The organism is Pelagibius litoralis, from assembly GCF_011683915.1.
Lineage (GTDB): Bacteria > Pseudomonadota > Alphaproteobacteria > Kiloniellales > Kiloniellaceae > Pelagibius > Pelagibius litoralis.
The window spans coordinates 1-14,225 of record NZ_JAAQPH010000049.1 but is presented as its reverse complement, the minus strand read 5'-3'; the positions used below and the strand labels follow the sequence as shown (position 1 = coordinate 14,225).

Here is a 14,225-nt window from a genome sequence, read left to right as displayed (position 1 = left end):
CGATCTTCGAATAGAGACGCTCGAACTCCGGCGAGAGGACTTCCAACGCCTCGTCCACGATCGCCCGGATCGCCCGCAAGGGATGATCGCCCGGTACCCGCGCTTCGCAGCTCACATACGAAAATAGAGCTCCGCTCTCCCGATCCTCGCCCCGCATCGCGCCCTCCATGATCGCAAACCAAACGCCATAGAGAATCACGACCAAAAGACTTCGGCGAGCCCTTTTTCAGCAGCCTGTTAGAGCAGCTTCACCCGGTCGATGGATCGCCTCCAGCGATTCCATCCGACCGGGATCTGCTCTAGCGCTTCTGTGGGGTACGCCCCGGGTTTTCTCGGAGTGGATGCGACTATTACGGGTAATTAATCATGGCACCGAAGCTCGCCCGAGCGGATTTCCCATGCGCGAGTTAAACGCATAGAGCGTTGAATTGTCTGATCATTCCGATGTCCCAAAGCTTCTAATTGCCACAGCATGGTTAATGGAACGCGGCGAATTTTCCTTCAAATCACTGATTTGTGAAGAGGTTGGGCCGCAGGCCGTTTAAAAGCCCGACCCACGGTGTTAACCATTTGTAGCCAAAAACACATACAATTAGCCATGGGATTAGTTCGAAGGTTTCTTGTAAATGCCACAACAATCCCACAAACTTCGACCGCTCAAAGTCGACGATTTCGCGTGTAGCGCGAAAGGATATTCAACCGCATCGGAGTTTCTCTCCGGTGCGCGCCTGTCTTAGGCAGCAGGCACCATTGGGAGATGGGTAATGACCGACGATCTGCAGCGTGGTGGCGACCAGATCCAATCCAACGATGACATCTATGCCGACGACCAGATCGTCGGTGGCGAGGCCCGGCAGGTGATCGGACAGGCGGTTGAGCCGCAGGTCCTGAGCCGCCCTGCGGCGGGGCAGTCCGTTGTCGTGGAATACGGACCGGGACAACCCTTTGTCCTCAATTTCGATCCCAGTGCGGCCCAGGTCCTTATTGATGGCGACGATCTTGTCGTCGGCTTTGATGACGATGGGGACGGCTCGATCGACAGCCGTCTGGTCTTTGAGAACCTGGCATCGGACCAGGGCGCCGCTGGCGGTCCTGTCTTTCAGGTTGCCGGTACGGAAATCGGTTCCGATATCCTGGTCAGCCAGGCTCTCGCCTTGGCCGATCCCGGCCAGAACACCATTGAGACCGCGGCCGGCGCGGGCCCGCAGGGCGGTGGTGCGACGCAATACAACGACAATCTGGGCGAGATCATTGATCTTCTGGCCGCGCAGGGTGTGATCCCACCAACCGCCCTGCAGTTTGGTCTGATTGAGCTGGAAGACGACCCCTTTGCCTTCGACGAGGCCGAGGGCGAGCTGACGCTGACCTTTCTGACCGAAACCGATGGCGGGGAAGGCTCCGTCACCACCTTCGAGGGCGGTTTCGAGGACTGGCAGCCGGATCAGGATGACTGCGAGAGTAAGACTTTTCCCATGCAGCTCATCATCGGTTTCACGCCGGATGACAACGAGGAGCTGGTGTCCTTCACCATCTCTGGTATTCCAGAAGGCGCACGCTTCTTCGTCGGCGGTTCCGATGATGCCAACGAAGTGCTCACGACGGGCGGCACGACCCCGCTGCTGACGCCGGCCGATCTGGCGTCGGGCCTGTTCCTGCTGCCGCCGGAGGACAGCGGCGTCGACATTCCCCTGACGGTCACGGCCGTCATTTCCGATCCTGACAGCGGCGATACCTCTGTCATCACCGGCTCGGCCACCGCTATTATCGATTCCGTGGCGGACAACCCCGAGTTCATTCTCGATGGTGAGAAGGACTATGAGCCGACGGACGTCTCTGGCCAGTTCGACTATGAGGGCAGCGAGGGCGGTAACCATGAGGGCGATGACTGTGAGGTACCCGTTGTCACCCGGACCTATGACGAAGATAACGGCGTGCCGATTGGCGGCGGCAAAGAGTCTCCGGAACTGATTCAGGGCGACGGCGCCGAAGGCGGCAACGGCAAGGTCGATTGCTACGACGACCAGGCGCCGATTTTCGGCGCCGGCTTCAAAGCGGCGGTGACCGACGGTGACGGCTCCGAGAGCCTGACCAAGATCACGGTTGCGACGACCACGGAATCCGAGCCCCTGGGTAAGGATTCCCAGGGCCTAGAGGTAGGGCTTTCCGCGACGGACAACGACGAGGCAACCAATTTCATGATCGGCGATCAGGTGCTGATCAACGAGGAATCGGTTGAGGTTGTCGCCAACTTCGCCGACGGTTCGACCGGGCTGGCGACCGCCAAGATCGAGATCGTCGACGGCGTGCTGACTCTGTTGTTCGATGCCGCCGACCGGGTCCAGTCTGTTGATCTTTCGGGTGACTCTGAATCGCCCTTCCAAGTGCGCCTGCCGCAGCACAGCGACGACGATTTCCAGCTCACCCTGGAGGTTACCGCCACCGAATTCGAGATCGACGGCGAGCTGACGCTGGACAACAACGAAGCGACCCATAAGGCCGTCATCAACGTCGAAGTCAAGGCTATCGCCGACGGCGCCGAGATCTCGGCGCCGGACGGGCCTTTGGTCTTCGCCGAAGATGACGAGGGCGCGCCTGAAAACCACGGTGACGACGACGGTGAAACGCCGTTGATGATACCGCTGTCGAACCTGAGCGCAGCCTTGATCGATACGGACGGCTCCGAGGCGATCACCAGGATCAAGATCTCCTTGGAGGGTGCTGACAAGGACGCCATGTTCGTCGGTACCGATGGCGAGCCGTTGGAGGTGGGCGACGTTATTGCCGGCGGCACGGTCTCTTTCGTGGACGACGACCTTGTGCTGAGCTTCGGTGAAGCCACCGCTGGCAACGACATCGACCTCTCCGGCCTGATCCAGGTGAAGCTGCCGGTTGACGACAGCAACGATTTCACCGTCAAGGTCGAGGCGACCACCGCCGAGGTGAACGCCGAGGGCGAGGTCACGCTCTATTCAAAGACCACCGAAACCAGCTTCGACGTGCAGGTCGAAGGTGTCGCCGGGCCTGTGGCAGTCGAGACTGGCGGCTATTCGGAGAATGACCGCGGTTTCTGCGGCATCGATGAAAACGGTGCCTTTGTCTTCGCAGAAGATGGCAACGACGATCCGGATCTGCATGGTCCGGACGATCAGGAATCGCCGCTCTGCATCGACGTGAAATACACCGCCGAGACCCAGGACAACGACGGCTCCGAAGGGATCACCCGGATCGTGCTGAATAAAGGCGCCAGCGACGGCGCCTGGGTTGACGGTCATGGCGATCCCTTGGAAACCGGCGACGAGGTTCTCGGCGGCACAGTTTCCTTCGAGAGCGGGAACCTTGTTCTGAGCTTTGATGCGCCGGGCCTGCAGTCCGTCGATCTTTCCGGCGAGGTCGGCATCAAGCTTCCGATTGACGACTCCACCGACTTCACCCTGACGGTTGAGACCACCACGACCGAGTACGACGACGATGCCTTCGACGGTGACGGCGATTTCACCGACGGCAACCCGAAGGACGGTGCCGACACCACGGTGACCGAGACCTCCATCGATTTCGTCATCGGCGGCGTGGTGGCCGAGGCCGCCACCATGTTCGGCGACTACAGCCAGCTCGAGAACTGCGCCGATCCCATCGTTGACGGCAACAGCCTGACCATCGCCCTCTTCGAGGACGGCGTAGGGAACGTGGCGGGTCAGCAGGATACCGGGCCGCTGGTGGTGCCGGTGCTGTTCAGCGCCGAGATCCAGGACGCCGACGGCTCCGAAGCCATCACCCAGATGGTTGTGAGCCTGGAAGACGCGCCGGAAGGCACCATGCTGCTTGACGACCAGGGTGAGCCCCTGGATGAGCAGGGCGGTACCCTCGAACTGACCCTCAAGGGCAGCGACCAGACGGTCGAGGCGGATTACAGCTTCGGCCAGAACGGCGAGCTGATCCTGACCTTCGGCGACGCGGGCACGCCCTCGGTCGACCTGGCCGGTCTTTCGGTAAAGGCACCGCAGGACTCCGACATCGATTTCGCCATCAAGATCAAGACCACCACGACGGAGTTCGACGACGATCTCAGCGGCGCCAAGGTGACGACGGCCGAGACCGAGAACACCATCAACGTGAAGCTCGACGCGGTCGCCGATCCGGTGACGGTTGACATCACTGTCAACGACAGCAACGACGCGCAAACCCAGTTCGCCGCCGGCGAGATGGGCACGGTGCGGGTCGAGGCGACCTTCGGCGATGTCGACGATGGTTCCGAGACCCATACTGTGGTGGTGGAGATCCCGGACGGTTTCACTATCGGCGATCTTGACGATCTGCCCGACGGTGTGGAGGCCGCGGTGAACGACGACGGCGATCTCGTCTTCACGGTCGGCAGCGGTGTCTCCAGCCTCGACTACAGCTTCAAGGTCACCGCCCCGGATGAGGGTGTGACTGACGACAGCAGCTTCTTCTTCAAGGCGACCGCCCGGGCCGAGGAGACCACGACCCAGGACCACGAGTGCGACGAGACCAACAACGTCGCCATAGCCATGGACGACCAGACGGTCTCCGGCGAAGCCGCGGGCGAGCCTGATGTCGGCCTGGTGGTTCAGACGCCGGACCAGTGCATCAAGGAAGACACGACGGCGCAGGTCAAGATCACGGCGGATGTTACGACGCCGGGCGACACGCTGACGCAGGTGGTGATCACGGCGCCGGCGGGCTGGGTGCTGAACGCCCTTGCGGATGCGCAGGTGGACTCTTCGGCGGGTGGCGGCGGCAACGTGCTGACGCTGACGCTGGTTGGCGGCGTTGAGAACTTCGAGGGTCTGATCGAGGCGACGCCGCCGGCGGACTCGGACGTCGATGCGACGTTCAACGTCGAGGCGACGGCGGTCGACGGTTCGGACACGGCGATGGGCGACGACGACTTCGCCATCGACGTGGACGCGGTGGCCGACGGTGAGGGCGATGGCCTTTCGGTTGAAATCCTTTCGATCACCGACGGTGTCGATTCCGGCAACGCCTTCAGTGTGGGCGAGAGCGGTAAGATCACGGTGGCGGCGACTTTCGGTGACTTCACTGACGGCTCGGAGGTTCACACGGTTTCCATCACGATCCCCGCCGGCTTCAACTATGACGAGACGATCAACAGCCTTCCCCTGGGTGTGACTTTTGACGACGTGAACAGCACGGCCGACACGGCGGTCTTCCTGGTGTCCAGCACCAACGGGCCGGGCAGCGTCAATATCGACCTTCAGGTCACCAACGAATCCTCCTCCGATGGCCTGGTGCAATTCTCCGCCGAGGCGCGGACGGTTGAGCAGAACACCAATATCGATCCGAACAACGGGGACGTGGAGTGCAACACCGGCGACAACACGGCCTTTGTGACGGATATGGAGAGTGCCGAGGTCGAAACTGATCCGGTTCTGGTTGTCGGCGAGAACGTCAGTGATGTTGCCAACCAGACCACAGACCACAGGATCGACAACCCGGACGGTCAGCCGGACGGTGAGATCATCGGCAATAACACCGATGACGTGTTGATCGGCGATGTCGGTGGTGGCGATCTGATCAACAAGACGACCAATATCGCTCTGGTGCTGGATGTTTCACAAAGCATGAGTGACAACACCATCGAGTTCAACGGCGAGACCATCACCCGTGCCGAGGCTTTGAACCGAGCGGTCGATGCGCTTCTTCAGAATCTGGCTGGATCTGCCGGCGCCACGGTCAGGGTACACATGGTGACCTTCGGCTTCGATGCCGAGAGTTCCGGTACCTTCGATATTGTGACCAACGGTGTCATCAACCAGCAACAGTTGGACGCGGCGATCGCTTTCGATGTGAGTGCCATTCCAGGTGCCTTCACCAACTACGAGGCCGGGTTTAATGGGGCGCTGGATTGGTTCAGCGGCGCGAACAATACGCTTGATAATCCTGACTTCAACCAGACGATCTTCATCTCCGATGGCGCGCCGAACCGGGCCTATCGCGGGGACCAGGAAAGCGACCTCGTCACTTTTGATATCAATGGCGATCAAGGCGCCGTGGACCACGTCCTTGGCAATGTTGGTCTTCCTGGCACCCAAAACGCCGATACCGTCAGCGAGTACGCCGGCCTGCTTGGTTTTGGCACGGTCGATTCCATCGGTATCAACGTCAACAGCACTGCCGACAATTTCCTCGATCAACTCGACGATGACGGCGATGCCGACAACATTGATACCGGCGATCAGCTGCAGCAGGTGCTGGGCGACCTGTCCCAGGTGAATTCGCTGGCCGATCTGGGCGACGATGTCATCACCGGCAACGGTGGCGGCGACCTGATGTTCGGCGATACGATCTTCACCGATCTGCTGGCCGCGGAGCTGACGGGCAACACGCCCCCGCCGGGTTCGGGCTGGGCGGTGATCGAGCAGCTCGTCGACGAAGGGTTCTTCGACAAGGATTCCGACAAGTCCGTGAACCAGGAAATCGCCGACTTCCTGCGCGACCCGGACAACCAGGCGCTCTACGACTTCGGCCGTGAATCCCTGGCTGACGGCGTCGGCCGCGGCGGTGGTAACGACACCATCAACGGCGGTGCCGGCAGCGACACCATCTTCGGCCAGGAAGGCGATGACATCATCGACGGCGGCGCCGACGACGACACCATCGACGGCGGCTCCGGCAACGACTTCATCGAAGGTGGGACGGGCAACGATCTGCTGATCGGCGACAACTCTCGAAGAATTTTGGCTGATGTGCGGAGCGGAAACACCAATCCGGTACAGTCGGACCAATTCGGCTTCAGCTTCCTTGCGGTCGTGGGCGGTATCCACGTTACTGAGATTTCCATCGATGTGTCCGGGACCGGTGGCTTTAATTTCGATCCGTCTCAGAACAACCAAGAGTTCGTGGTTGACGCCAATTCGGACGTATCCGCCGGCGAGATCAACCTGGAAACGACCGCCAACAACATCACGACCCTCAGAATTTCCTTTGAGCCCGGTGCCTTCACGCCTGGGGAAACCTTCCGCTTCGGTGTCGAAACGGACAACAATGGACCCGATGTGGGCGCAGCCTTCGGCGCCAACAGTATTCCTTTCACCGTGACGTTGAGCGACGGCACCGTCCTAAACGGTGTTTATGAGCCCGGGCCTGGCGGCACCTCGGTCGCGACGGTCACAGAGGTTATTGCGGAAAACGGCAATGACACCCTGCTGGGCGGTGACGGCAACGACACCCTGCTGGGTGGTGCTGGCGACGACAGCCTGGACGGCGGCGCCGACGACGACACCCTGGTCGGCGGGCAGGGCGATGACGTCATGACCGGCGGCCTCGGCCAGGATACCTTCCGCTGGGGCCTGGGTGACCACGGCGAAACCCAGATCGCCTCGCAGACAACTACCCAGTACGACTTCACCGGGACGGCAGGGACCGCGCAGTACTTCGAAGTGAATCCGACGGGCGGCAGCAATACGGGGACGCCGAATGACCTGGACGACGGTCCGATCCCTTCGGTGGGCAATGACGGCTTCGCCAATCCAGTGGATGTCACGGGGAACAATGCTCTCGATGTATCGGACGATGGATCCCGTTTGACGACCGCCGAGCCGGACAACGGGGCGAATGCGGTGTTCTGGGCGCAGTTCACCATCGACGAGGATGTCTCCGACATTACGCAGATCGACCTGCTGATTGAGGGGCGTCAAGAAGGTAGCAACCCCGCCGCGGATGCGCACTTCGCGGTCTGGAACTACGCGACTTCGGATTGGGAGATATTGGAATCGGGAGTGAAGAGCGGAAACGGTGGAGACCGCGACTACAACGGGACGATCACCAGCAACATCGATGATTATCTCGGCGGCGCAGACAACGATCAGATCACCATGATCCTGATGAATCAGGACGACGACGATTTCCTTCAGATCGACTATGTCGAGGTGTCTGTCACCGAGACGGTGTTTGAGGCGTCGGAAACCGATACCATCACCGACTTCGATACTGGTCCAGGTGGCGACGTGATCGACTTGGACGATCTGTTGCCGATCTCGGTAGACGGCACGACCTCAGCGGCGGATCTGACGGAGTATCTGAGCTTCAGCTCCGACGGGACCAATACGACGGTCCATGTCGATCATGACGGCGGGGGAAGCTTCCAGCCGACCCTGGACATCGTGCTTGAAGGCGTCGGCGACCTAACCGCCATCGGTACGGATACGCAGATCATCCAGTCGCTGATCGATGGCAACAATCTGGCGGTCTGATCGGCACGCTTCAGATGGCTTGCCAAAGACAGGGCGGTCCCTCGTAGAGAGGGGCCGCCTTTCTTTCTTGCGCTCTTAGCTGGTTGTCAGAAGCCCCATAAGTTCTGCCAGGGCCTGGGAATCAATACCCCAGACCCGCTCCCCCAAGTCTTTCTCCACGAACACACCCGTTAGTTGATGGAGTCTGTTGAATATAACCTCAGAGCAAAAAAATTAACCATATAAGTTAATAAAATCCGGACACGACTAGAGGGTATTTTTGAGACATTTTGCACTACTCAAGAGAGATCCTTAATCCTTTTGGGTAGTTTTCTTAACCCTTTTTGTGACTTCGGGCTGTTTGTTTCAATAACCTCATACATATTACTGGCGTTTTTAACACAAGTTTTCTTGTTATTGCCACAGGCTTCTAAGAAACTGCGGGTAATCGGATTAATCAGCACCCGGGTGTTTGGCTGCGCCTTTTTGTTGCGCCCGCGAACGCCCAACCTGGTCTAAATGGGAGAATAGAAACATGACGGACGATCTCACCCGCGGCTTTGAGGGTCAGGACGACACTTCGGCCGAGTCCGCCGAGAACACCTATGTCACCGGTAACGAAGGCAGCACGGCCGTGGTCGGCCAGGCTGCGGCGCCCGTGAACGTTTCACGCCCGGCGCCGGGACAGACCGTTGAGATCCAGACAACAGCCGGGCAGACCTACAATCTGGATTTCGCGCCGGGTGGGGCGCAGGTTCAGGTCGATGGCGCCAACTTCATCCTGGCCTTCGACGACGACGGCGACGGCACGCCGGACAGCCAGATTATCTTCCTTGATATGGTGACGGTGGTTGAGGGCGGCGATGCGCCGACCTTCACGGTGGCAGGCACGGAAGTGGGTGCGGACGTGCTGCTGAGCCAGGCTCTGGCGCTTGCTGGTACCGACGATGCCAACCTCGAGACGGCTGCCGGTCCGGGCGCCCAGGGTGGTGGTGCGACGGAGTACAACGACGATCTGGGCGACATCATCGACTTGTTGCTGGCACAGGGCGTGATCGATCCGACATTACTCGAATTCAATCTGATCGACATCGAGCCCGATATCATCGAACTGGCGCTGGAACTGGAAGACGAGTTTGCCCCGCCGCCGCTGCTGATCAACGAGATCGGCGTTTCGGTGGCGCTGGAGATTCCGAGCTTGCCGGGCAGCGATGAGCCGAGCGACACACTCCCTGGTGGTGAAGGGATCAGCGACGAACTTTCACCCAGCTTCGATGAAGTTGATGTAAAGGAAAAAGAGCCCGAGGAGTACAACTTCATCGAGCTGCTGAACAATTCCGACGATGCGCTTTCGACGGAAGACCTGACAGTCGAGATCCTGAACCCCGACGGTGCCGTGGTGACTTTCGCGATTCCCGACGGCATCACGATTCCGGCCGGCGGCTTCATCGTCTTCTATCAACTGGCCGATGATCTTGTGGACGACGGTGTCGGGGTTGAGACCATCGTTGCGCGGATTTTCGATTCTGAAGGCAACGTGGTCGGTGGCTTCGATATCGACGGCGCCACCTTCTGGAACCTGGGCGACGACACCACCGATCCGATCGCGGTGAACGTGGTGTTCCGCGACGGTGAGGACGTTGACGGCGACCAGTCGGTCGACACCTTCGCGGCCAACACGACCCAGGACGACCTGGGCGGCCTGACCAATCCGGACTTCGCCGGCGCGCCGGCGGGCTTCGGCTCTCCGCTGCTGGACCTGAATTTCGAGACCTTCAACGGCCAGTTCACCGGCAATCACCACATCTTCTCGCGGGTGGATTCCGACGATACGAACAGCCAGAGCGACTGGACGACGAACAACGTCCCCACCGACGGCACCCTGAACGACACCGATCTGTCGTCGACGAAGGCCTACATCATTGGCAACGATAAGGCTCTCTATGAGCTTGATCTGGTGACCGGTGTGAAAACGGAGGTCGGCGAGCTGACCTTCAACGGCGAGACCTTGTCCGGCGACTTCGAGGGGATGACCTTCGGCCAGGGCGAGGATTCCTGCCATCTCTTCATCTACGACGATGAAAACAACCGCATTCTGAAAGTCGATCCGGAGACCGCTAAAGTCCTGGAGATGTGGGATGAGGATGGCGGTGTCAGCCCCGATGAGAACGGCCTGACGGTGGGCGCCGACGGCACTTTTTATGTGCTCGGCGACGATGAAGGCCTCTATTCAATCACCTTCAACAATGACGGCACCTTTGAGCTGACGGCTGTGCCGGGCATCGATACGACCGAAGCCGGTTTGGGTGTCGATCTCAGCAGCCTCGCCGCCGACCCGAACGACGCGAACGTGCTCTACGCGATGGGCGAGGACGGCGCCAATGTGAAGCTGGTCCGCATCACGCTGGCGCCGCCGCTTGTCGAGATTCTGCCGGGCGACATCGACGCGACGGTTTCCGAGGAGGAATTCGGTCTGGCTTTTGACGCCTTCGGCCGCCTCTGGGGGATCAGCGAGATCGACGGTCTTGCCTTCCAGATTGACGTGACGACCGGTGAGACCATCGAGGGCACAGAGATTCCTCTGGGTTCGCTCGATTTCGAAGCGCTGGCGATTCCGACGGATGTCCTGGACCGCAACCCCTGGGATCCGCTCAACGACGACCTGAACCCGGGTCAGAACAACGACGACCCCCTGGCCGGGCAGAACTACCTGCAGGCGGGCGCCGGTGGCGAGCAACTTGAAGGCAATGGCGGCCCGGACGTCCTGCTGGGTGCCGAGGGTAACGATGCCCTCTACGGCGGTTCGCAGGCGCTGGTCGACGAGCAGGCCGATAAGGTCCTGCAGCAGTACAAAGAGCTGACGGGCGGCGACGGCGGCGAAGGCCAGACCAGCGAAGAGCCCGAGGGCGCGGCCGGTCTGACCCAGAAGCCGTTGTTCAACGACCACAACGACTTCCTCTTCGGCGCGGCCGGGGACGATGAAATGTACGGCGGCGCCGGCGGCGATTTCATGATCGGCGGCCAGGGCGACGACTCCATGGACGGCGGCACCGGCGACGACCAGATCTACGGCGACGGCGCGGGCGACATCGACGGCGACGGTTCGCTGGGCACCGACGGCCTGCCCGACGACGACCAGGATCACGCCGGCAACGACGTCATCGCCGGTGACGCGCTGAACAACGTGAAGGATCTTGGCGACGGCGGCCCGACCTTCAAGGACGAATTCAAGGGGCCGGAACTGGATGCCATCGCAATCCTGGGCGGCAATGACACCATCGACGCTGGCAATGGCAACGACAAGGTTTCGGGCGATGCGCTGGCAACCGGCGAGTTTTCGGCGCGCGCTTTTGCCTATTCCGACGACAGCTACAAGCGCCCGGAAGACGGTGTTAAGCAGGAAGACGGCAGCTTCCGGGAAGACACCGGTTTCGCCAACGACATCATCTATGGCGGCGAAGGCAACGATTCCATCGGCGGCGACGCCACGGCGATCGCCGACGGCGGCGAAGGCTTCAGCGCTAATGCGTTTGCGGAGTCCGTCAATCTGGCGATCTACGGCGCATCCGATGCGCCGGTCGGTGACGACTACATCGAAGGCAACGATGGAGACGATGTAATCGGCGGCGATGCCCTGGCAGTGGCTGACGGCGGTGAGGGCGTTGGCTATGCTTATGCCCGCTCTGAAAATGAGGCCGGCGATGGCGATTACGACGGCGGCGAAGGCGCTTCCGCCGGTAACGACACGATCTACGGCGATGGCGGCGAAGGTGGTCTGGGCGATGGCGGCAGCGACGTTATCGGCGGTGACGCAGCGGCGGTGGCCGCCGGCGGCGAAAGGGGGCTTGCCGAGGCCCGCACGGAAAACACCGTCGGCGACGGCGGTGAAGGCATTGCCGACTCCGGCACGGCCGGCAGCGACATCATCGATGCCGGGCAGGGCAACAATCTGGTAGCCGGCGATTCCCTGGCCAAGGCCGATGGCGCCGAGGGCTTCACCGACAACTCTGCCTATGGCGACGGCGCGGTGGCCGGTGACGACGATATCTACACCGGCAACGGGGATGACTCCGTCTCCGGCGGCTCCCTGGCCTACGGCGAGAACTATGCCTATGCGGAGACCAATAACGACGCTCTGTATGGCGGCTCGGCGGGCAACGACCACATCGTGAGCGACGGTGGCGAAGGCCAGGGTGGCGACGACCTGGTGGCCGGTGAGGCGCTGGCGATCTCCACGGGCAAATTCGGCTCGGCCGAGGCCTATGGCGACAATAATGTCGACGAGCAGGGTGCCCAGGCAGGTAACGACACCATCACGTCGGGCAGCGGCAGCGACACGGTCTCCGGTGGGGCGTTGGCCTCGGCGGTTGGCTCCGCTTACGCCGATCAGAGTAACCGGGCCGACGATGAAAGCACGGCCGGCAACGACCTGATCTCTACGAATGTCGGCAGTAATGGTGACGAAGTGGCGGGCGACGCCATGGCACGCTCGGAATCCGCCCAGGCTGATGCGGTAGCCGATAACTGGGCCCGGGATAAGACGAGTGCCGCAGGCAATGACACCATCAAGGCGGGCGAGGGCAACAACGCCGTGGCCGGTGATGCCATGGCGGTCAGCGATGAAGACGATGCAACGGCCACGGTGACCAATACCGCGCGACGGGGTGCCTCTGCGGGCGACGATTCGATCATCGCCGGCGCCGGTGACGATATCATCTCCGGTGGCAGCCAGGCGCGGGCCGCCGGCGACGCCGAGGCACGGACCACCAACCTGGCGATCGACGATGACTCCTTTGCCGGTAACGACTACATCCAGGCGGATGGAGGCGAGAATCAGGTTGCCGGCGACGCCCAGGCGATCTCCGACAACACCGCCTCGGCTTACGGCGAGAACACCGCGGGCAATGGTGGTAGCGACGACGACAACACCGCGGGCAACGACACGATTCGCTCCGGCGATGCCAACGACTCGGTTTCGGGTGGGGCCCAGGCGATTGCCGGGAACACGGCCTACGCCGAGCAGGTGAACAAGGCAGGGGCCGGCGACCGTGACGACGACAACAAGGCCGGCAACGACGACATCGACGCGATGGGCGGGGACAACGTCATCGCGGGTGACGCCCAGGCTCTGGGTTCGGCAGCCGGTGCAACCGCGACAGCGGTCTCCGAGAATACGGCGGACAGCGACGAGGGCAACGAGGCCGGCAACGACACGATCCGCTCCGGCGACGACAACGACACCGTCTCCGGCGACGCCCAGGCGAAGTCCGACGACGATGCGGTGGCGACTTCCACCAATACCGCGACCTACACGGGCAATTCTGCCGGCAACGACGACATCGACGTTGGCGAGGGCCTGAATCAGGTTGCCGGCGATGCGCAGGCAATCTCCCTGAGCGGTAACGCGACGGCGACGGGCACGAACGAGGCCGACGGCGCAGGCAACAGCGCCGGCAACGACACCATCGTGGCCGGTGATGACAACGACAGCATCTCCGGCGGCGCCCAGGCGGTTGCCAGCGCGACGGCGACGGCGACCAACACCAACCTGGCCTTCGACGGCGGCGTGGCCGGCGACGACGACATCACCTCCGACGGCGATGCCAGCGGCGACGACGTGGTGGCGGGCGATGCCCAGGCGATCTCCACCGGCGGCGGCAAGGCGACGTCCCAGGCGACCAACGGCAACGACTCCGTGGTCGGCTCGGTCGGCAACGACATCATCTCCACCGGTGGCTTCGACAATGCCAACGGCCAAGGCGACCTGGTGGCCGGCGACTCCATGGCCGTGAGCACCGAGGACGGCGGTACGGCCGATGCCTATGGCGACAATACCGCCTGGAACGCGACAACGGCCGGCAACGACAGCATCACCGCCGGCGAAGGTAACGACACCATCTCCGGTGGTGCCCTGGCGACGGCGGCGGCGGCGGCCCTGGCGGTTCAGACCAATCTTGCCGAATTCGGCGGTTCCGCCGGCAACGACACGATCAATGCCGACAGCGGCACCGGCGG

1 protein-coding gene and 2 pseudogenes are annotated in these 14,225 nt (G+C 61.7%); 2 read left to right on the top strand and 1 reads right to left on the bottom strand.

The features are described from left to right. Positions 1-157 (bottom strand): annotated as a pseudogene (locus HBA54_RS28350) (IS5/IS1182 family transposase); the annotation flags it as partial. Between the two features lie 607 nt (positions 158-764). Between HBA54_RS28350 and HBA54_RS28345 the strand changes: the two are divergent. Together HBA54_RS28345 and HBA54_RS29560 are read left to right on the top strand one after the other, a co-directional pair. After that, positions 765-8,231: a type I secretion C-terminal target domain-containing protein gene (locus HBA54_RS28345; protein ID WP_167232021.1), complete on the top strand. Its 7,467-nt coding sequence runs from the start codon at positions 765-767 to the stop codon at positions 8,229-8,231. A gap of 514 nt (positions 8,232-8,745) precedes the next feature. Then, a pseudogene (locus tag HBA54_RS29560) lies at positions 8,746-14,225 on the top strand (hypothetical protein); the annotation flags it as partial.

Bases quoted from the DNA above. Each gene is read 5' to 3' on its own strand.
- HBA54_RS28345 (WP_167232021.1), top strand. From the start codon at position 765: ATGACCGACGATCTGCAGCGTGGTGGCGACCAGATCCAATCCAACGAT.